This window comes from Enterobacter sp. T2, from assembly GCF_010692925.1.
Lineage (GTDB): Bacteria > Pseudomonadota > Gammaproteobacteria > Enterobacterales > Enterobacteriaceae > Enterobacter > Enterobacter kobei.
In genome coordinates this window covers 3,900,212-3,919,989 of sequence record NZ_CP048736.1, presented here as the reverse complement: position 1 = coordinate 3,919,989, position 19,778 = coordinate 3,900,212, and the positions used below count along the sequence as shown (strand labels likewise).

At 55.9% G+C, this 19,778-nt stretch carries 18 protein-coding genes and 1 other RNA gene; 13 read left to right on the top strand and 6 right to left on the bottom strand.

From position 1 onward, the window contains the following. The first annotated feature begins 43 nt into the window (after positions 1–43). From mscS to G0034_RS18775, 3 genes are all read left to right on the top strand, one after another. The gene (gene mscS, locus G0034_RS18785; RefSeq protein ID WP_023331254.1) at positions 44–898 is read left to right on the top strand and encodes a small-conductance mechanosensitive channel MscS; all 855 of its coding nucleotides are present in this window, start codon (positions 44–46) and stop codon (positions 896–898) included. A gap of 145 nt (positions 899–1,043) precedes the next feature. Continuing rightward, the gene (gene argO / locus G0034_RS18780) at positions 1,044–1,679 is read left to right on the top strand and encodes an arginine exporter ArgO (RefSeq protein ID WP_023338768.1); all 636 of its coding nucleotides are present in this window, start codon (positions 1,044–1,046) and stop codon (positions 1,677–1,679) included. A 92-nt stretch (positions 1,680–1,771) separates the two neighbouring features. Continuing rightward, positions 1,772–2,503, top strand: coding sequence for an oxidative stress defense protein (locus G0034_RS18775; protein ID WP_014885152.1), 732 nt, complete (start codon positions 1,772–1,774; stop codon positions 2,501–2,503). A 44-nt stretch (positions 2,504–2,547) separates the two neighbouring features. On the opposite strand, the gene argP is transcribed toward G0034_RS18775, so the two are convergent. Then, the gene (gene argP / locus G0034_RS18770; RefSeq protein WP_008499727.1) at positions 2,548–3,441 is read right to left on the bottom strand and encodes a DNA-binding transcriptional regulator ArgP; all 894 of its coding nucleotides are present in this window, start codon (positions 3,439–3,441) and stop codon (positions 2,548–2,550) included. 127 nt (positions 3,442–3,568) lie between these two features. On the opposite strand from argP, the gene rpiA reads away from it, so the two are divergent. Further along, positions 3,569–4,228: a ribose-5-phosphate isomerase RpiA gene (gene rpiA / locus G0034_RS18765; RefSeq protein ID WP_014885151.1), complete on the top strand. Its 660-nt coding sequence runs from the start codon at positions 3,569–3,571 to the stop codon at positions 4,226–4,228. A 267-nt stretch (positions 4,229–4,495) separates the two neighbouring features. Then, entirely contained in the window at positions 4,496–5,728 is a 1,233-nt protein-coding gene (gene serA, locus G0034_RS18760; protein ID WP_014885150.1) for a phosphoglycerate dehydrogenase, read from the top strand. A 115-nt stretch (positions 5,729–5,843) separates the two neighbouring features. Here serA and G0034_RS18755 read toward each other — a convergent pair whose 3' ends face one another. The 3 genes from G0034_RS18755 to zapA all read right to left on the bottom strand — a co-directional run bounded on the left by G0034_RS18755 (position 5,844) and on the right by zapA (position 7,019). Continuing rightward, positions 5,844–6,440, bottom strand: a complete 597-nt coding sequence (locus tag G0034_RS18755) for a 5-formyltetrahydrofolate cyclo-ligase (RefSeq protein ID WP_014885149.1) — start codon at positions 6,438–6,440, stop codon at positions 5,844–5,846. A gap of 24 nt (positions 6,441–6,464) precedes the next feature. Continuing rightward, positions 6,465–6,648: non-coding RNA, 6S RNA (gene ssrS, locus G0034_RS18750), on the bottom strand. Positions 6,649–6,689: 41 nt separating this feature from the next. Continuing rightward, positions 6,690–7,019 (bottom strand): cell division protein ZapA, encoded by a 330-nt coding sequence (zapA, locus tag G0034_RS18745; RefSeq protein WP_006811891.1) that lies wholly within the window; start codon positions 7,017–7,019, stop codon positions 6,690–6,692. Between the two features lie 167 nt (positions 7,020–7,186). On the opposite strand from zapA, the gene G0034_RS18740 reads away from it, so the two are divergent. The 8 genes from G0034_RS18740 (at position 7,187) to G0034_RS18705 (ending at position 17,216) form a co-directional block, all read left to right on the top strand. Then, positions 7,187–7,765, top strand: coding sequence for a YecA/YgfB family protein (locus G0034_RS18740; RefSeq protein WP_014885148.1), 579 nt, complete (start codon positions 7,187–7,189; stop codon positions 7,763–7,765). A 31-nt stretch (positions 7,766–7,796) separates the two neighbouring features. Further along, positions 7,797–9,110 (top strand): Xaa-Pro aminopeptidase, encoded by a 1,314-nt coding sequence (pepP, locus tag G0034_RS18735; protein ID WP_121528332.1) that lies wholly within the window; start codon positions 7,797–7,799, stop codon positions 9,108–9,110. Further along, the gene (gene ubiH / locus G0034_RS18730) at positions 9,107–10,285 is read left to right on the top strand and encodes a 2-octaprenyl-6-methoxyphenyl hydroxylase (RefSeq protein ID WP_121528251.1); all 1,179 of its coding nucleotides are present in this window, start codon (positions 9,107–9,109) and stop codon (positions 10,283–10,285) included. Before pepP ends, ubiH begins: the two co-directional genes overlap by 4 nt. A gap of 12 nt (positions 10,286–10,297) precedes the next feature. After that, positions 10,298–11,500 (top strand): FAD-dependent 2-octaprenylphenol hydroxylase, encoded by a 1,203-nt coding sequence (gene ubiI / locus G0034_RS18725; RefSeq protein ID WP_023337733.1) that lies wholly within the window; start codon positions 10,298–10,300, stop codon positions 11,498–11,500. 397 nt (positions 11,501–11,897) lie between these two features. Continuing rightward, positions 11,898–12,992: a glycine cleavage system aminomethyltransferase GcvT gene (gcvT, locus tag G0034_RS18720; RefSeq protein ID WP_179121186.1), complete on the top strand. Its 1,095-nt coding sequence runs from the start codon at positions 11,898–11,900 to the stop codon at positions 12,990–12,992. Positions 12,993–13,015: 23 nt separating this feature from the next. Further along, on the top strand, positions 13,016–13,405 hold the full coding sequence (gene gcvH / locus G0034_RS18715) for a glycine cleavage system protein GcvH (RefSeq protein ID WP_014885143.1): 390 nt from the start codon (positions 13,016–13,018) through the stop codon (positions 13,403–13,405). Positions 13,406–13,529: 124 nt separating this feature from the next. Continuing rightward, on the top strand, positions 13,530–16,403 hold the full coding sequence (gene gcvP / locus G0034_RS18710) for an aminomethyl-transferring glycine dehydrogenase (RefSeq protein ID WP_032635606.1): 2,874 nt from the start codon (positions 13,530–13,532) through the stop codon (positions 16,401–16,403). A gap of 69 nt (positions 16,404–16,472) precedes the next feature. Next, positions 16,473–17,216, top strand: coding sequence for an SDR family oxidoreductase (locus G0034_RS18705; protein ID WP_179121185.1), 744 nt, complete (start codon positions 16,473–16,475; stop codon positions 17,214–17,216). Positions 17,217–17,304: 88 nt separating this feature from the next. On the opposite strand, the gene bglA is transcribed toward G0034_RS18705, so the two are convergent. Next, positions 17,305–18,738, bottom strand: coding sequence for a 6-phospho-beta-glucosidase BglA (gene bglA, locus G0034_RS18700; RefSeq protein ID WP_014885140.1), 1,434 nt, complete (start codon positions 18,736–18,738; stop codon positions 17,305–17,307). Between the two features lie 116 nt (positions 18,739–18,854). After that, positions 18,855–19,586, bottom strand: coding sequence for a MurR/RpiR family transcriptional regulator (locus G0034_RS18695; RefSeq protein ID WP_179121345.1), 732 nt, complete (start codon positions 19,584–19,586; stop codon positions 18,855–18,857). Positions 19,587–19,778 lie beyond the last annotated feature (192 nt).

Genomic DNA, 19,778 nt, shown 5'->3' with positions numbered 1-19,778 from the left:
ATGGGATGGTTTTTGTTGTTTATAAGAGCATAAGGAAAGATAAATGGAAGATCTCGGTGTTGTAGATAGCATCAATAACGCTGGCTCCTGGCTGGTGCGCAATCAGGCGCTGCTCATCAGCTACGCCGTGAATATTGCGGCGGCAATTGCCATTATTGTCGTGGGGATGATTGTTGCCCGTACCGTTTCCCGAGCCATCAATCGCGTCATGCTCACTCGCCACATTGACGCCACGGTTGCTGATTTCCTGTCAGCGCTGGTGCGCTATGGCATTATCGCGTTTACCCTCATTGCGGCATTAGGCCGTGTTGGTGTTCAGACCGCCTCCGTCATTGCCGTGCTGGGCGCCGCCGGTCTGGCCGTTGGTCTGGCACTTCAGGGCTCGCTCGCTAACCTGGCGGCTGGCGTTCTGCTGGTCACCTTCCGTCCGTTCCGCGCCGGTGAATATGTCGATCTTGGCGGCACGGCGGGTACCGTGCTGAATGTGCAGATTTTCTCCACCACGCTGCGTTCGATAGACGGTAAAATCGTGATAGTGCCGAACAAGAAGGTCATCGACGGGAACATCACCAACTTCTCCCGTGAGCCGGTACGTCGTAATGAGTTGATTATCAGCGTAGCGTACGACTCTGATATCGATCAGGTGAAGTCACTGATTAGCAACATCATTGCCTCCGACGATCGTATTCTGAAGGATAAAGAGCAGACTATACGCCTGAACGAACTGGGCGCGTCCTCTATCAACTTCGTGGTGCGTATCTGGAGCAAAAGCAGCGATCTGCAAAACGTATACTGGGACGTGCTGGAACGTATTAAGCGTGAGTTTGACGCCAACGGCATCAGCTTCCCGTATCCGCAGATGGATGTAAACGTCAAAAAAGTCAAAGAAGCAGAGTAACGTCACACCCAGGCCCGGTAAGCGTCAGCGCCACCGGGCTTTACTTTTATAAGCCCCGCTAATCCCCAATTAATATTATCCATTTCCTCTAATGTGATTCGCGCAGTATAGTCTGCATCCAGAACATTACTGTGAGAATTTCGTCATGTTATCCTATTATTTTCAAGGGCTTGCTTTAGGTGCGGCCATGATCCTTCCCCTCGGTCCCCAGAATGCGTTCGTGATGAACCAGGGTATTCGTCGCCAGTATCATCTGATGATTGCCCTGCTGTGCGCGGTGAGCGATTTGCTGCTGATCTGCGCCGGGATTTTTGGCGGGAGTGCGCTTCTGATGCAGTCGCCGTGGCTGCTGGCGCTGGTGACCTGGGGCGGTGTGGCCTTCCTGCTGTGGTACGGATTCGGTGCGCTGAAAACGGCGATGAGCAGTAACCTCGAACTGGCAAGCGCTGAAGTGATGAAGCAGGGGCGCTGGAAGATTATCGTCACCATGCTGGCGGTGACCTGGCTTAACCCGCATGTCTATCTGGATACCTTCGTGGTGCTGGGTAGCCTCGGCGGACAGTTGGACGTTGAGCCTAAACGCTGGTTTGCGCTGGGAACCGTCAGCGCGTCGTTCCTGTGGTTCTTCGGTCTTGCGATTCTGGCGGCGTGGCTGGCACCACGACTGCGGACCGCCAAAGCCCAGCGCATCATTAATACGCTGGTTGGTCTGGTGATGTGGTTTATCGCTTTCCAGCTGGCGAAAGAGGGCGTTCATCATGTTCAGGGTTTGCTCAACTAAGCGTTGTCTTATGGACAACTGAGCCAGACCCGCTAAGCTTGCTGGCATGCGCCCTGTTTCTGGGGCACTCTTCGCAACATGGAGGAATGACAGTGAAGTTTAAAGTGATGGCCCTGGCGGCATTAGTGAGTTTAGGTGCGGTGTCGGCGCAGGCGAGTGAACTGCCGGATGGCCCGCACATTGTCACGTCAGGCACCGCAAGCGTGGACGCGGTACCGGATGTTGCAACCCTGGCAATTGAAGTCAACGTGGCTGCGAAAGATGCCGCCTCTGCCAAAAAACAGGCGGACGACCGCGTTGCGCAATATCTCTCCTTCCTGGAACAGAACGGTGTCGCCAAGAAAGACATCAGCTCTGCTAACCTGCGTACCCAACCGGATTACGACTACCAGAACGGCAAAAGCATCCTGAAAGGCTACCGTGCCGTGCGTACGGTTGAAGTGACCGTGCGTCAGCTGGACAAGCTGAATTCACTGCTGGATGGTGCGCTGAAGGCCGGTCTGAACGAAATCCGTTCCGTGTCGCTGGGCGTTGCGCAACCGGAGAAATACAAAGACGAAGCGCGTAAAGCGGCGATTGATGATGCCATTCACCAGGCTGAACAGCTGGCGTCCGGCTTCAAGAGCAAGCTTGGACCGGTATACAGCGTGCGTTACCACGTCTCTAACTATCAGCCAAGCCCGATGGTACGGATGATGAAGGCTGACGCGGCACCGGTTTCTGCGCAGGAAACTTACGAGCAGCCAACCATTCAGTTCGACGATCAGGTGGATGTGGTGTTCCAGCTGGAGCCCGTTGCAGCACAGCCGAAACCGGCTCAGTAACCTGTAGGCCGGGTAAGGCGTAGCCGCCACCCGGCTTTTTCTTTTTAATCCTGTCTCAACACCTTATGCCCATACGCCAGCAGTGCATCGGTGACGTTGCGCATCATGCGGCTTTCCGGCGCAAAACGATGCCAGTAGAGCATCCGGCGCTGATACAGCCCCGGCGTTAAATCAATCAACTCACCGCTTTTCAACTCTTTCTCAATCTGCAGATGCGGGATCATACAGCAGGTAGTGCCCTGACGCGCAAGCTGCACAAAAGCTTCAGACGAGTTGACGATATGGCACGGCACGCTGCCCGGCGGCAGGTCAAAGTTCTGCTGCAGGAACGCCTGATGCATATCGTCCAGATGGTCAAACGCCACGGCAGGCGCCTTCAGCAGCGCGGCGCGGGTGACGCCGTTAGGGAAGTAGCGCTCCGCAAAGGCTTTTGAACCCACAAACAGGTAGTCCAGCGCCCCCAGTTGATCCACCAGGCAGCTTGGCAGCGCCTGAGGCTGAATACTGACCGCCCCAACAACTTCACCGCGACGCAGACGTTCCTGGGTACGGGTTTCATCTTCAACCTGTAGATTCAGGCGAATAGGGGAGTCGGCCAGGACCGGGGCAAGGGCGGGCAGTAACCAGGTTGCCAGACTGTCGGCGTTGACCGCCAGAGAGAGCAGCAGCGGCGTGGAGCCCGTTTGTTCGTCACCCAGCCACTCGTCTTCCAGCAGCTCAACCTGGCGCAGCAGGGCGAGGAGCTTTTGACCTTGCTCCGTTGGGCGAGGCGGCACGGTACGCACCAGCAGCGGCTGCCCGAACATGTTTTCAAGCTGTTTGATACGCTGTGATACGGCGGACTGGGTGATACACAGCTTTTGCGCTGCGCGCTCAAAACCGCGTTCACGAATAACTGCATCAAGTGCCTGTAGTGTTCTGTAGTCCGGACGTTTCATTGCTCTGGCTGGCTCCTAAATTTTGCTTAATCTGCACTATGACACAATTTTCCCTTTGTGGCAGACGAAATCCATTCGACGTGTTCTATAATGCGCCCTGAGTTTTCACACCACAGGCAAAACGATCATGACGCAGGATGAACTGAAAAAAGCAGTAGGATGGGCCGCTCTCCAGTACGTACAGCCAGGTACCATTGTCGGTGTTGGTACGGGGTCAACGGCGGCACACTTTATCGATGCGCTGGGCACGATGAAGGGGCAGATCGAGGGCGCGGTTTCGAGCTCTGATGCGTCCACGGAAAAGCTGAAAAGCCTCGGCATTACCGTTTTCGACCTCAACGAAGTGGATCGTCTGGGGATTTACGTTGATGGCGCAGACGAAATCAACGGCCACATGCAGATGATCAAAGGCGGTGGCGCAGCGCTGACCCGTGAAAAGATCATCGCTTCCGTTGCAGACAAATTTATCTGCATCGCTGACGCCTCCAAGCAGGTCGATATTCTGGGTAATTTCCCGCTGCCGGTCGAAGTGATCCCGATGGCGCGTAGTGCGGTTGCCCGTCAGCTGGTGAAGCTGGGTGGTCGTCCGGAATACCGTCAGGGTGTGGTCACTGATAACGGTAACGTCATCCTCGACGTGCACGGCCTGGAAATTCTCGACGCGATTGCCCTGGAAAATGCGATTAACGCTATTCCAGGCGTTGTCACCGTAGGGCTGTTCGCCAACCGTGGCGCGGATGTGGCGCTGATCGGCACCGCTGACGGTGTGAAAACCATCGTAAAATGATCTGACGGGGGGAGCGCTCCCCCCGCTAAAAAATTTTTGAAAAGCTAAATTCGGTGACTTGTGTCACGTTTTTCCACCTCTTTTGCCGATCCTGCCACATTTGTAAATTTCCTTAGCATTTTGCTCTGCCATTTTGCCCTGTATGACTTTTCTTCAGAGTGCCGACGCAAACGTTCATATTGCTGCAATAGTTTTTTTTGATATGTTGGCTACAGCGGATTTCAATCCAGCACAACATCAGTTCAGATAAAAAACAGGGTCGGGGAAATGGCAAAGGTATCACTGGAGAAAGACAAGATTAAATTCCTGCTGGTCGAGGGCGTGCATCAGAAAGCGCTTGATAGCCTTCGTGCGGCGGGTTACACCAACATCGAATTTCACAAGGGCGCGCTCGATACCGAAGAGCTGAAAGCGTCCATCCGTGATGCCCATTTCATTGGCCTGCGATCCCGTACTCAACTGACGGAAGATGTTATTGCTGCGGCGGAGAAGCTGGTTGCGATTGGCTGTTTCTGCATCGGTACCAACCAGGTTGATCTGAATGCTGCCGCCAAACGCGGTATCCCGGTATTTAACGCCCCGTTCTCCAACACCCGTTCCGTGGCGGAGCTGGTGATTGGCGAATTACTCCTGCTGCTGCGCGGTATTCCGGAGGCTAACGCCAAAGCGCACCGCGGCGTGTGGAACAAACTGGCTGCGGGCTCATACGAAGCGCGCGGTAAAAAACTGGGTATCATCGGCTATGGCCACATCGGTACTCAGCTGGGGATTCTGGCGGAATCTCTGGGGATGCACGTCTACTTTTACGATATCGAAAGCAAGCTGCCGCTAGGGAATGCGACGCAGGTGCAGCATCTCTCTGACCTGCTGAACATGAGCGACGTGGTAAGCCTGCATGTGCCGGAAAATGCGTCCACCAAAAACATGATGGGTGCAGAAGAGCTGGCGCTGATGAAACCGGGCTCACTGCTGATCAACGCCGCGCGCGGTACGGTGGTCGACATCCCTGCGCTGTGCGATGCTCTGAAGCGTAAGCATCTGGCGGGGGCGGCCATTGACGTGTTCCCGACGGAGCCAGCCACCAACAGCGATCCGTTTAACTCTCCGCTCTGCGAATTCGACAACGTGATCCTGACGCCACACATCGGCGGGTCTACTCAGGAAGCGCAGGAGAATATCGGCCTCGAAGTGGCGGGTAAGCTGAGCAAATACTCCGACAACGGTTCCACGCTCTCTGCGGTGAACTTCCCGGAAGTGTCTCTGCCGCTGCACGGTGGTCGCCGTCTGCTGCACATCCACGAAAACCGTCCTGGCGTGCTGACGGCTATCAACCAAATCTTTGCCGAGCAGAGCGTCAACATTGCCGCCCAGTACCTGCAAACCAACTCGCAGATGGGTTACGTGGTAATTGATATCGAAGCGGATGAAGATGTTGCCGAGAAAGCGCTGCAGAGCATGAAAGCGATTCCGGGGACGATTCGCGCGCGCCTGCTTTACTGATGGTGTCGGGTGGCGAGGTAAATGCAAAACGGTAACTATCGTTACCGTTTTTTTTGTTTTCACCCTCTCCCTGTGGGAGAGGGCTGGGGTGAGGGCATCAGGCTGCACGCCTGTTTCACCACTCCCACAACGTCGATGGCGTCACCACCGCCGGCAACGGCACATCCCATTTCTCGACGGGCAACGCTTCTACAGCCTGGCAATCATGCGCATACCCCACCGGCTGCAACCCGTACTGCTGCCAGTTTTGCAGCGTTCTGTCATAAAAACCGCCGCCCATACCCAGGCGCTGACCTTGTTCATCAAACGCCACCAGCGGCGTAATCAGCACGTCCAGCTGTGACAGCGGGAGCACGTCGCGCACGTCGAGTTTGGGCTCGGTAATTTTCAGACGATTCACCACCAGCTCGCTGTGCGGATGGTAGTGCAGAAACAGAAGATTGCCTTTGCTAAAAGGATGCAGCACCGGTAGATAAACCTTCTTCCCGGCGCGCCAGAGCTGGTCGATAAGTGGTTGGGTATCGAGCTCGCCATCAAACGACAGGAACAGAGCGACCGTGTTAGCCATAACCACCGGGGGCCACGCCATCATGCGGGCGGCGGCCTGCTGGGCAAAATGCGACTGTTGTTCAGCCGTAAGTGCACGACGACGCTGGCGAATAAGTTGACGGATATCCTGGCGTGAGGCAGAAACTTCAGGGAATTGAGTCATGGTAGTAGGTAGAAGAAGAAAGAGGGAATCTCCGAGATGCCGCCGCAGGCTGTAACCCTTGAACCCTTGGTTCAAGGTGAATGTGTCGTCATAGTTTTAAGGCTTCTCGGACGGACCGAGCATGCTCACCAACCATGGAGCGCCACATTCTTGTGGTATGAAATATCGGCTCAGGGGACTGGCCCGCTTGCGAACATCTCAGAGAAATTTTGTCTTCACAGTTACTCTACCATAGTCAACTGAGAAGTGTTATTCAAACTTTGGTCCCGGTCTTTCGGGATTGCGACCTTGATCAAGCAATGCCTGTTCTATGGTCTGCTGGAGCATTTTAATGCGCTGCTCCATGCTAGCCGCGTAGTCGCGGGTCTTCGCTTTTTCCTGAGTCAGTTCATAGCTGATGTTCAACGCGGCGATGAAAACCAGCTGCTCAGTATTTGTGACTCTAGTGCGTTCTTTTAGATCTTGCAACCGCTGATTCAAATCGTCCGCAGCCTGATTCAAAGCATCCCTTTGTTCAGGCGGACAATTCACTCGCAGTGAACGGCCAAAAATCTGGAGATCGACGGGTTGTGCAGACATGCCACCTTCCTGCTGATTGACTGCGCTGCCTTCGCTTACTGCCCCGGGGGCTGCGAAGGGGCGACACTATAGCTACCCTGATGTGAAGATACAAGCCCTTTTCTGGTATCACCAGGGTCCAAAGTGGTAGCATATCATGAATATCCTCCCTTTGATGACGAATGCGTATGTCTATACAGAACGAAATGCCTGGTTACAAGGATTTAAACCAGTTACTGAACCAGCAGGGAGTCGGACTTACCCCTGCCGAAATGCACGGTCTGATCAGCGGCATACTGTGCGGCGGAAACAGCGATAGCTCATGGCAGCCGCTGATCCACGACCTCACGAACGAAGGGCTGGCGTTTGGCCACGAACTGGCAGAATCGCTGCGTAAAATGCATGCGGCAACCAGTGATTCGCTGGAGGACGATGGCTTCCTTTTTCAGCTTTATCTGCCTGAAGGTGATGACGTCAGCGTCTTCGATCGTGCCGATGCGCTCGCGGGTTGGGTAAACCACTATCTGCTTGGCCTGGGCGTAACCCAGCCTAAGCTTGATAAAGTGACCGGCGAAGCGGGTGAAGCGATCGACGATCTGCGTAACATCGCCCAGCTCGGCTACGATGAAGAGGAAGACCAGGAAGAGCTGGAAATGTCCCTCGAAGAGATTATTGAGTACGTGCGCGTGGCGGCGCTGCTGTGCCACGACAACTTTACGCGCTCACAGCCGACCGCGCCGGAAGTTCGTAAGCCAACCTTACATTAAGAAAAATAACGCACAGGAGGGTGTCATGGTTATCTCGCAACAAGAGTATTTGCGCCGTCGTCAGGCGCTGCTGGCAAAAATGCAGCCCGGCAGTGCGGCGCTGATTTTTGCCGCGCCGGAAGTGACGCGCAGTGCCGACAGCGAATACCCCTATCGCCAGAATAGCGATTTCTGGTACTTCACCGGCTTTAACGAGCCGGAAGCGGTCCTGGTGCTGATTAAGAGTAATGACACCCACAACCACAGCGTGATTTTTAACCGCGTACGCGATTTAACCGCTGAAATCTGGTTTGGCCGCCGCTTAGGGCAAGAGGCCGCACCGGAGAAGCTGGGCGTCGACCGCGCGCTGGCGTTTAGCGAAATCAATCAGCAGCTCTATCAGTTGCTCAACGGCCTCGACGTGCTTTATCACGCGCAGGGCGAATATGCGTACGCCGATGAGATTGTTTTCACCGCTCTGGATAAGCTGCGCAAAGGCTCGCGTCAGAATCTGTCCGCGCCGGCCACGCTGACGGACTGGCGTCCGGTGGTGCATGAGATGCGCCTGTTCAAATCTGAAGAAGAGCTGAACGTGATGCGCCGCGCTGGCGAAATCAGCGCCCTGGCACACACCCGCGCCATGGAAAAATGCCGTCCTGGTCTGTTCGAATACCAGTTGGAAGGCGAAATTCACCACGAATTTAACCGTCACGGCGCGCGCTTCCCGTCATACAACACCATTGTCGGCGGCGGGGAGAACGGCTGCATTCTGCATTACACCGAAAACGAAAGTGCGCTGCGCGATGGCGATCTGGTGCTGATTGACGCCGGTTGCGAATATCAGGGCTACGCGGGTGACATCACCCGTACTTTCCCGGTGAACGGTAAGTTCTCGCACGCGCAACGAGCAATTTATGACATCGTTCTCGAATCACTTGAAACGGCGCTCACGCTGTATCGCCCGGGCACGTCCATTCAGGAGGTGACCGGCGAAGTTGTGCGCATCATGATCACCGGACTGGTGAAGCTTGGCATCCTGAAAGGCGACGTGGACACCCTGATCGCCGAAAATGCGCATCGTCCGTACTTTATGCACGGCCTGAGCCACTGGCTGGGGCTGGATGTGCATGATGTGGGGGCGTACGGTACCGACCGTTCACGCGTGCTGGAACCGGGCATGGTGCTGACCGTCGAGCCGGGGCTGTATATCGCGCCGGATGCCGATGTGCCCGAAGCGTACCGCGGAATTGGCATTCGTATTGAAGATGACATCGTCATCACCGAAACCGGTAACGAAAACCTGACCGCGAGCGTGGTGAAACACGCAGACGATATCGAGGCGCTGATGGCAGCGGCACGCGTATGAGCGTGATTATCGTTGGCGGCGGCATGACCGGCGCCACCCTGGCACTGGCGATCTCGCATTTGACGAAGGGGCAGCTTCCGGTGCATCTCGTTGAGGCGGTTGCACCACAAACGAAGAATCACCCCGGCTTTGATTCTCGCGCCATTGCCCTGGCGCAGGGAACCTGCCAACAGCTTTCCCGAATTGGCATCTGGCAGGCGATTGCCGACTGCGCCACCGCCATTCATACCGTGCATGTGAGCGATCGCGGCCATGCCGGGTTTGTGACGCTGGATGCCCATGATTATCGTATTGACGCCCTGGGTCAGGTCGTTGAACTCCATGATGTTGGCCTGCGCCTGTTTCGTCTGTTGCAGGACGCGCCAGGCGTGACCCTGCATTGTCCGTCACGCGTTGCGAGCTTTACCCGCAGTGAAGAAACGGTCAGCGTGACGCTGAATAATGGCACCGTTCTCGACGGCCAGCTTCTTGTTGCGGCGGACGGGTCGCGCTCGGCGCTCGCAACCCAGTGCGGCGTTGAGTGGCAGCAGCAGCCTTACGGGCAGGTTGCGGTCATTGCGAACGTCTCTACTGCCGCAGAACACAACGGCCGGGCGTTTGAGCGCTTCACGCAGCACGGTCCGCTGGCGATGCTGCCGATGTCGGATGGTCGTTGCTCGCTGGTCTGGTGCCATCCGCAGGAAAAGGCGGAAGACGTTAAGGCCTGGTCCGACGAACGTTTTTGCAGTGAACTGCAGAAAGCGTTTGGTTGGCGGCTGGGTCGCATTACCCATGCGGGAAAACGTGCGGTATACCCGCTGTCGTTAACTACCGCATCACAGTCTGTTTCGCACCGCGTGGCGCTGGTCGGCAATGCCGCGCAAACGCTTCACCCCATCGCGGGTCAGGGTTTTAATCTGGGTCTGCGGGATGTGATGAGCCTGGCCGAAGCGCTTTCGCAAGCGTGGAGCGAACAGAAAGATTGCGGCGCATACCCGGTACTCAGCCATTACCAGAAGCGACGTCAGGCCGATAAAGAGGCGACAATCGGCGTTACCGATGGTTTAGTCCATCTCTTTGCCAATCGCTGGGCGCCGCTGGTTGCCGGTCGCAACCTCGGGCTGATGGCGATGGAACTGTTCATTCCGGCACGCGACGTGCTGGCGCAGCGGACCCTGGGTTGGGTCGCGCGTTAAGGAGTTATCACTGTGCAAAATGTTGATGTTGCCATCGTTGGCGGCGGAATGGTTGGACTGGCCCTGGCCTGCGGATTACAAGGCAGCGGCCTGCGTGTGGCCGTGCTGGAGCAAAAGCAGCCTCAGCCCGTCGCACCTGATGCCCCGCCGGAACTCCGCGTGTCGGCAATAAATGCGGCCAGCGAAAAGCTGCTGACGCGCCTTGGCGTCTGGTCAGATATCGTGGCCCAGCGTGCGAGCTGCTATCACGGCATGGAGGTATGGGACAAAGACAGCTTTGGTCATATTGCTTTTGATGATGAAAGCATGGGCTATAGCCATCTGGGTCACATCATTGAGAACGCGGTGATCCACCACGCGCTGTGGCAGAAAGCTCAGCAGTGCAGCGACGTAACGCTGGTTGCGCCTGCACAAATCCAGCAGGTTGCGTGGGGCGAAAACGAGGCGTTTATCACCCTGCAAAGTGGCGATATGCTCACCGCGCGTCTGGTGGTCGGTGCCGATGGCGCTAACTCCTGGCTGCGCAATAAAGCGGATATTCCGCTGACCTACTGGGATTACCGCCATCATGCCATGGTGGCGACGATCCGTACCCAAGAGCCGCACGGCGGCGTGGCGCGCCAGATTTTCCACAACGACGGCATTCTGGCATTCCTGCCGTTAAGCGATCCGCATCTCTGCTCAATTGTCTGGTCTCTGGTGCCGGAAAAAGCGCAGCAGATGCAGGAGGCGACGCCAGAGGCCTTTAACCAGGCACTGTGCGTGGCGTTTGATAACCGTCTGGGGCTTTGTACTCTTGAGAGCGAGCGTCAGGTCTTCCCCTTAACCGGACGCTATGCGCGTCAGTTTGCCGCGCACCGTCTGGCGCTGGTGGGCGACGCGGCCCATACCATTCATCCGCTGGCCGGGCAGGGCGTTAATCTCGGCTTTATGGATGCGGCGGAGCTGGTAGAAGAGCTGCGTCGTCTGCAGCGAGAGGGTAAAGATATTGGGCAGCATGTGTATCTGCGTCGCTACGAGCGCAGCCGCAAGCACAGTGCGGCGATGATGCTTGCAGGCATGCAGGGCTTCCGTGAGCTGTTTGCCGGGGCAAATCCGGCGAAAAAACTGCTGCGTGATATTGGGCTCAAGCTCGCCGATACCCTCCCTGGCGTCAAACCTCAACTCCTGCGTCAGGCGATGGGTCTTAACGACCTGCCGGACTGGCTGAAATAAAATAGACCCCCGTCACACTTTCTTTTCCCGGCCTCTGTGCCGGGAAAATTCCCTCGTTTGAAATATTCTAATTCCACGTCATTTTTCGCATTAGATAATCTAATGTCATGATTTTTATGTGACGGAAATTCGGCCCGTTTTTCCGCATGAAATATCACCATGTGCTAAATCCTGTTAGATCATTGTTAATTTTGTGCGGGGTTAATCGCATTTTTCCAGTGAATAACTCTGTAGGCTTTTCAGCGTTTTTTGGTCATAAGCTAATGTGATGACCCGTTTTACCTTATGGTTAACCGCCGGTTTCGGTGGTAAGTTCAGGTAAAAGAGAACGTTTGCGTCGGCATTCGGAAACGAGGCCGATACCGGGTTTCACGGTGAATTTTTCAACGAGGACAAGATGGCTCAACAGACTCCTTTGTACGAACAGCACGTGTTATGCGGCGCCCGCATGGTGGATTTCCATGGCTGGATGATGCCGCTGCACTACGGCTCGCAAATTGATGAGCACCACGCGGTGCGCACCGATGCCGGTATGTTCGACGTGTCCCACATGACAATTGTCGATCTGCGCGGTAGCCGCACCCGGGAGTTTCTACGTTATCTGCTGGCGAACGATGTCGCGAAGCTGAAGACACCGGGGAAAGCGCTCTATACCGGAATGCTGAACGCCTCGGGTGGCGTGATTGATGACCTTATCGTCTACTACTTCACCGAAGACTTCTTCCGCCTCGTTGTAAACTCCGCCACCCGCGAAAAAGACCTCTCCTGGATCACCCAACACGCCGAACCTTATGCCATCGACATCACCGTCCGTGACGATCTGTCGCTGATTGCCGTGCAGGGGCCGAACGCGCAGGCGAAAGCCGCGTCTCTGTTCAGCGACGAGCAGCGTAAAGCCACCGAAGGGATGAAGCCCTTCTTTGGCGTGCAGGCGGGCGATCTGTTTATTGCCACGACCGGCTATACCGGTGAAGCGGGCTATGAAATTGCCATGCCAAACGAGAAAGCAGCTGATTTCTGGCGTGCGCTGGTGGAAGCGGGCGTGAAGCCGGCTGGCCTGGGCGCGCGCGATACGCTGCGCCTTGAAGCGGGGATGAACCTCTACGGTCAGGAGATGGACGAAGGCGTCTCTCCGCTGGCGGCCAACATGGGCTGGACCATCGCATGGGAACCCGCTGACCGTGAGTTTATTGGCCGTGAAGCGCTGGAAATGCAGCGCGAGAAGGGCACTGAACAGCTGGTTGGCCTGGTGATGAAGGAAAAAGGCGTGCTGCGCGGAGAACTGCCGGTGCGTTTTACCGATGCCGACGGCAATCCGCGCGAAGGCGTGATCACCAGCGGGTCCTTCTCCCCGACGCTGGGCTACAGTATTGCACTGGCTCGCGTGCCGGTGGGCATTGGCGAGACGGCGGTGGTGCAAATCCGCAACCGCGAAATGCCGGTCAACGTGACCAAACCGATTTTTGTTCGCGCCGGTAAGCCGGTCGCCTAACTATTTTTATCAGGAGAACTTCAATGAGCAATGTGCCAGCAGAACTGAAATACAGCAAAGAACACGAGTGGCTGCGCAAAGAGGCGGACGGCACTTACACCGTAGGGATCACCGAGCATGCGCAGGAGCTGCTGGGCGACATGGTGTTTGTTGACCTGCCGGAAGTGGGCGCAACCGTGAGCGCGGGCGATGACTGCGCCGTGGCGGAGTCCGTTAAAGCAGCATCCGATATCTACGCACCGGTAAGCGGTGAAATTGTGGCCGTAAACGACGCGCTGAGCGATTCGCCGGAGCTGGTGAACAGCGAGCCTTATGAAGGTGGCTGGATCTTCAAGATCAAAGCCAGTGACGAATCTCAGGTTGCCGCGCTGCTGGATGCGACCGCGTACGAAGCCCTGTTAGAAGACGAGTAATTGTTAATCCCCCTCTCCCTCCGGGAGAGGGCAGGGGTGAGGGTGCCCATCTTCCCCTCACCCTAACCCTCTCCCGAGGAGAGAGGGAACTTAAATTCACTGCACGTTTCAGGAACCATCGCTCATGACACAGACTTTAAGCCAGCTTGAAAACCGTGGCGCTTTCATTGAACGTCACATTGGGCCGGATGCTCAGCAACAGCAGGAGATGCTGAAAACGGTTGGCGCGGATTCATTAAACGCACTGATCGGCCAGATCGTGCCAAAAGACATCCAGCTTGCCACGCCGCCTCAGGTGGGAGAAGCCACCACGGAATTCGCCGCACTGGCGGAGCTGAAGGCCATCGCTGGCCTTAACAAGCGCTATAAGTCTTACATTGGCATGGGCTACACCAACGTGCAGTTACCGCCGGTTATCCTGCGTAATATGCTGGAAAACCCGGGCTGGTACACCGCCTATACCCCGTATCAGCCGGAAGTGTCCCAGGGCCGTCTGGAAGCGTTGCTGAACTTCCAGCAGGTGACGCTCGACCTGACCGGGATGGATATCGCTTCCGCCTCGTTGCTGGATGAAGCGACCGCGGCAGCTGAAGCCATGGCGATGGCAAAACGCGTCAGCAAGCTGAAAAATGCCAACCGCTTCTTCGTGGCGGCGGACGTGCATCCGCAGACGCTGGACGTGGTGCGTACCCGTGCGGAAACCTTTGGTTTTGACGTGATTGTCGACGACGCTGACAAAGTGCTGGATCACCAGGACGTCTTTGGTGTGCTGTTACAGCAGGTGGGTACCACCGGCGAAGTGCATGATTACAGCGCACTGATTGCCGAGCTGAAATCCCGCAAAGTGGTGGTCAGCGTTGCCGCTGATTTTATGGCGCTGGTGCTGCTGACGGCTCCGGGCAAACAGGGTGCGGATATTGTATTCGGCTCGGCCCAGCGTTTCGGCGTGCCGATGGGCTACGGCGGACCGCACGCGGCATTCTTTGGCGCGAAAGATGAATTTAAACGTTCCATGCCAGGCCGCATTATTGGCGTATCGAAAGATGCCGCCGGTAACACCGCGCTGCGCATGGCGATGCAGACTCGCGAGCAGCATATCCGCCGCGAGAAAGCGAACTCTAATATCTGTACTTCTCAGGTTCTGCTGGCAAACATCGCCAGCCTGTACGCTGTCTTCCACGGCCCGGTTGGGCTGAAACGCATTGCCAGCCGCATCCACCGTCTGGCAGATATTCTGGCCTGTGGCCTGCAGCAGAAAGGCCTGAAGCTGCGTCATGAGCACTACTTCGACACGCTGTGCGTGGACGTGGCGGATAAAGCGGCGGTGCTGGCACGTGCGGATGCCGCACAAATTAACCTGCGCAGCGACATTCATCACGCCGTGGGCATCACCCTTGATGAATCCACCACGCGCGACGATATCGTCAACCTGTTTAATGTCGTGCTGGGCGATGCGCACGGTCTGGATATTGATGCGCTGGACAAAGAGGTCGCGCATGACAGCCGCTCTATTCAGGAGAGCATGCTGCGCAATGACGCTATCCTGACGCATCCTGTGTTCAACCGTTATCACAGCGAAACCGAGATGATGCGTTATATGCACTCTCTGGAGCGCAAAGATCTGGCGCTGAACCAGGCGATGATCCCGCTGGGCTCGTGCACCATGAAGCTGAACGCCGCGGCAGAAATGATCCCTATCACCTGGCCTGAGTTCTCCGAGCTGCACCCGTTCTGCCCGCCAGAGCAGGCGGAAGGGTATCATGTCATGATCAACCAGCTTTCCGACTGGCTGGTGAAACTGACCGGTTATGACGCGCTCTGTATGCAGCCGAACTCCGGCGCGCAGGGTGAATATGCGGGGCTGCTGGCAATCCGTCACTATCACGAAAGCCGTAACGAAGGCCATCGTGATATCTGCCTGATCCCGAGCTCTGCCCACGGCACCAACCCGGCGTCTGCCCAGATGGCGGGCATGGAAGTGGTGGTCGTGGCGTGTGATAAGAACGGTAACATCGACCTGGCCGACCTGCGCGCGAAAGCCGAGCAGGCGGGCGATAAGCTCTCCTGCATCATGGTGACCTACCCGTCGACTCACGGCGTGTACGAAGAAACCATCCGCGAAGTGTGCGAAGTGGTGCATCAGTTCGGTGGTCAGGTGTACCTCGACGGCGCGAACATGAATGCTCAGGTGGGCATTACCTCTCCGGGCTTCATCGGCGCGGACGTGTCGCACCTGAACCTGCACAAAACCTTCTGCATCCCACACGGTGGTGGCGGTCCGGGCATGGGGCCTATCGGCGTGAAAGCGCACCTGGCGCCATTCGTGCCGGGTCACAGCGTCGTGCAGATTGAAGGTATGCTGACCCGTCAGGGCGCGGTCTCTGCTGCACCGTTCGGTAGCGCTTCAATCCTGCCAATCAGCTGGATGTACATCCGCATGATGGGCGCGGAAGGTCTGAAACAGGCAAGCCAGGTCGCGATCCTGAATGCTAACTATATTGCGACTCGCCTGAAGTCGGCCTTCCCGGTGCTTTACACCGGTCGCGATGGGCGTGTGGCACACGAGTGCATCCTCGATATTCGTCCGCTGAAAGAAGCGACGGGTATCAGCGAACTGGATATCGCCAAGCGTCTGATCGACTACGGCTTCCACGCACCAACCATGTCGTTCCCGGTTGCGGGTACGCTGATGGTGGAGCCAACGGAGTCTGAAAGCAAAGCCGAGCTGGACCGCTTTATTGACGCGATGCTGGCCATCCGCATGGAGATAGACCGCGTGCAGGACGGCGAATGGACGCTGGAAGATAACCCGTTGGTTAACGCTCCGCACACCCAGCACGAGATGGTGGCCGAGTGGAATCACGGTTATTCCCGTGAACTGGCTGTCTTCCCGGCAGGCGTGGCAAATAAATACTGGCCGACCGTGAAGCGTCTTGATGACGTATACGGCGACCGTAACCTGTTCTGCTCCTGTGTGCCGATGAGCGAATACCAGTAATTTTTTTGCTGTAGTAACGTAAGCCGGGTAAGGCGAAGCCGCCACCCGGCTTTTTATTGGGAGAAGACAATGGCAATTGCACTGGTCACCGGCGCCAGCCGCGGCATTGGCAAAGCCACCGCGCTGCAACTGGCTCGCGAAGGTTATACCGTGGCGGTGAACTATCACCACAATATCAAAGCCGCAAAGGACGTCATCAATCAGATCGTTGAGGCGGGTGGAAAAGCATTTGCCCTGCGTGCAGACATTAGCGATGAAGCGCAGGTCATGGCCATGTTTGACAGCCTCGATCGCGAAGGTGAGCCCCTTACCGCGCTGGTCAACAATGCAGGCATTCTGTTTGAGCAATCCACTATTGAAAATCTGTCCGCTGAACGCATTAACCGCGTGCTGAGCACCAACGTCACGGGCTATTTTCTCTGCTGCCGTGAGGCGGTAAAGCGCATGTCGCGCAAACATGGCGGCAAGGGTGGCGCGATTGTCAATGTCTCCTCTGCCGCGTCTCGTCTGGGCGCGCCGGGGGAGTATGTCGATTACGCGGCCTCCAAAGGCGCGGTAGATTCCCTGACTACCGGATTATCGCTGGAGGTAGCGGCGCAGGGTATCCGCGTAAACTGCGTGCGGCCCGGGCTGATTTCTACCGATATTCACGCGTCTGGTGGGGAGCCGGGGCGGGTGGATCGCGTGAAATCGTTACTGCCGATGCAGCTCGGCGGCCAGCCGGAAGAGGTCGCGCAGGCGATAGTCTGGCTGCTGAGCGAGAAGGCGTCATACGTGACGGGCAGTTTTATTGAACTGGCGGGCGGGAAATAAACGCCGGGTGGCGGCTTCGCCTTACCCGGCCTACGATTCGCAGGTTTTGTAGGCCGGTGCAAGCGTAGCGCCGCCCGGCGTTACGGCGTTAAAGTTGCTCGCCGTTGCTGGCAATCACGCCTTTATACCATTCGAAGCTTTTCTTACGGGAACGCGACATGTCGCCGGTGCCGTCGTCGTGTTTATTGACGTAGATAAAACCGTAGCGCTTGCTGTACTGGCCGGTAGTGAATGACACGCAGTCAATGCAGCCCCATGGCGTATAACCCATCAGATCCACGCCATCGTGGGTGACGGCTTTGATCATCTCTTCAACGTGGGCGCGCAGGTAGTCGATACGATAGTCATCGTTGATGCTGCCATCCTCTTCCACCTTATCGTAGGCACCGAAGCCGTTTTCCACGATAAACAGCGGCTTCTGATAGCGTTCGTACAGTTCGCACAGGGAATAACGCAGGCCCACCGGGTCAATCTGCCAGCCCCAGTCGGACGCCTTGACGTGCGGATTAGGTACGCTGCCCTCGAAGCCAGAAATCGCGTCACCGGTGCCACCTTCCGCTTTCACCGCATTGGTCATGTAGTAGCTGAAGCCCAGGTAGTCGCAGGTACCTTCGCGGAGGATCTGCTCATCGCCTGCGTCCATTTTGATGGAGAAACCGCGGCGCTCCCATTCATTCAGTACGTAAGACGGATAGTAGCCACGCAGCTGAACATCGGTAAAGACATAGCGCTCGCGCATGGATTCCTGGGCGAACATCACGTCTTCCGGTTTGCAGGAGAACGGATAGAGCGCCACCATGGCCAGCATGCAGCCGACTTTCATCTCCGGATTGATACGGCGCGCGGCTTTCACCGCCAGGGCACTCGCCACAAACTGGTGGTGCAGCACCTGGTACATGGTCTCTTCCGGATTTTCATGTTCGGTATAGACCACGCCTGAGCAGCAATAACCAAAGAGCGGCGCACGCCAGTTACGCTGGTTGTTGATTTCATTGAAGGTCATCCAGTATTTGACCTTGTGCTTGTAGCGCTCAAAAACCACTTCCGCGAAGCGTACAAAGAAATCGACCACTTTACGGTTGGTCCAGCTGCCGTACTCCTGCACCAGGTGCAGCGGCATTTCGAAGTGGGAGAGGGTGATCACCGGCTCGATGTTGTATTTCAGCAGCTCATCGAACATGTCGTCATAGAACTTCAGCCCTTCCTCGTTTGGCTGCGTTTCGTCACCTTTCGGGAAGATGCGCGTCCAGGCAATCGAGGTGCGGAAACATTTGAAGCCCATCTCGGCAAACAGCTTGATATCTTCTTTGTAGTGGCCGTGGAAATCGATGGCCTCGTGATTTGGGTAGTATTTACCCGGCACTACGTCCTGCGTGATTTCGCGCGGCACGCCGTGCGCCCCGCCGGTCAGTACGTCGCAGATGCTCGGCCCTTTGCCGCCTTTATCCCAGCCGCCTTCAACCTGATGCGCCGCAACGGCACCGCCCCATAGAAAATCTTTCGGTAAGGTCAATTTTTTCATCGCTGCTATTCTCAATAAATGACGTATTGGTTTTGAGTCTAGCAAAGCGAAATTGAATGTCACGATATAACAATTCGCGGAAATTGTGATTTGTCACATCAAAAAAACAGGATGTTTTATTCCGCCAGTTTCTTCGCCAGTTTGCGTCCGAGAGATTCCAGAATATAGATAACGGGGATTTGTGTGGTGATGTCGTAGACGCCTGCAATACGCGTCTGGGGAACGTGCCAGGAGAGATTAAAGTCCGCCAGTTTTGCCAGGCGCGAGTGTTCATGGCTGGTAATGGTGAGAACCTTGCAGTGATGCAGGCTGAACTGGCTGGCGAAGCGCAGGATCTCCTCGGTCTCGCCCGACACAGAGAGCACAATTGCCAGTGCATTTTTCGCCATATCATTGGTGACCGGGAAATAAGGGTCATCAATATGGTTGCTGAATTTTCCGATATTCGAAAAGAAACGGGCACCGTATTTTGCCAGCGATCCTGATGTCCCTGCGCCGACAAATATAATTCGCTCCGAAGAGAGAATGATATTTACCGCGTCATCCAGTAAAGCGTCGAACTCTTCATTATTCACGCTTTTAAAGAAACTGATAATTTCGCTGGCGCCGAAATTCGCCTGCTGAGGTTCGTTCTGTTCAAGATAGAGCTTAAAGCGCACGCGAAACTCAGAATACCCTTCACAGTTGAGCTTACGGCAAAAGCGCAGGATGGTGGTGGTTGAGACGCCCGCCGCATCCGCCAGTTCGCGGATGGTCATGTACATCACTTTGTCACGGTTTTTAATGACATAGTTGTAGACCATCATCTCCAGGTTATTGAGACTGGCAATGGCGGAGTGGGTGAACATACTCACAGTGGCAAAACTCTCATTCAGACCTCGTTTAACCATCATAACATGCAGCCAGACGGCAGGATCTAATTTTATGCTATTGATTCATAACGCATAAATTTTAATGTGAACAAATGTCAGGTGAAAAATATATCTATGCTTTTGATTTTTATTGTAAAAAAATTACATGGAAAATATTTTAGCTAACAG

Bases quoted from the DNA above. Each gene is read 5' to 3' on its own strand.
- mscS (WP_023331254.1), top strand. From the start codon at position 44: ATGGAAGATCTCGGTGTTGTAGATAGCATCAATAACGCTGGCTCCTGG.
- argO (WP_023338768.1), top strand. From the start codon at position 1,044: ATGTTATCCTATTATTTTCAAGGGCTTGCTTTAGGTGCGGCCATGATC.
- argP (WP_008499727.1), bottom strand. From the start codon at position 3,441: ATGAAACGTCCGGACTACAGAACACTACAGGCACTTGATGCAGTTATT.
- rpiA (WP_014885151.1), top strand. From the start codon at position 3,569: ATGACGCAGGATGAACTGAAAAAAGCAGTAGGATGGGCCGCTCTCCAG.
- serA (WP_014885150.1), top strand. From the start codon at position 4,496: ATGGCAAAGGTATCACTGGAGAAAGACAAGATTAAATTCCTGCTGGTC.
- G0034_RS18755 (WP_014885149.1), bottom strand. From the start codon at position 6,440: ATGACTCAATTCCCTGAAGTTTCTGCCTCACGCCAGGATATCCGTCAA.
- zapA (WP_006811891.1), bottom strand. From the start codon at position 7,019: ATGTCTGCACAACCCGTCGATCTCCAGATTTTTGGCCGTTCACTGCGA.
- G0034_RS18740 (WP_014885148.1), top strand. From the start codon at position 7,187: ATGTCTATACAGAACGAAATGCCTGGTTACAAGGATTTAAACCAGTTA.
- ubiH (WP_121528251.1), top strand. From the start codon at position 9,107: ATGAGCGTGATTATCGTTGGCGGCGGCATGACCGGCGCCACCCTGGCA.
- gcvT (WP_179121186.1), top strand. From the start codon at position 11,898: ATGGCTCAACAGACTCCTTTGTACGAACAGCACGTGTTATGCGGCGCC.
- gcvH (WP_014885143.1), top strand. From the start codon at position 13,016: ATGAGCAATGTGCCAGCAGAACTGAAATACAGCAAAGAACACGAGTGG.
- gcvP (WP_032635606.1), top strand. From the start codon at position 13,530: ATGACACAGACTTTAAGCCAGCTTGAAAACCGTGGCGCTTTCATTGAA.
- G0034_RS18705 (WP_179121185.1), top strand. From the start codon at position 16,473: ATGGCAATTGCACTGGTCACCGGCGCCAGCCGCGGCATTGGCAAAGCC.
- bglA (WP_014885140.1), bottom strand. From the start codon at position 18,738: ATGAAAAAATTGACCTTACCGAAAGATTTTCTATGGGGCGGTGCCGTT.
- G0034_RS18695 (WP_179121345.1), bottom strand. From the start codon at position 19,586: ATGTTCACCCACTCCGCCATTGCCAGTCTCAATAACCTGGAGATGATG.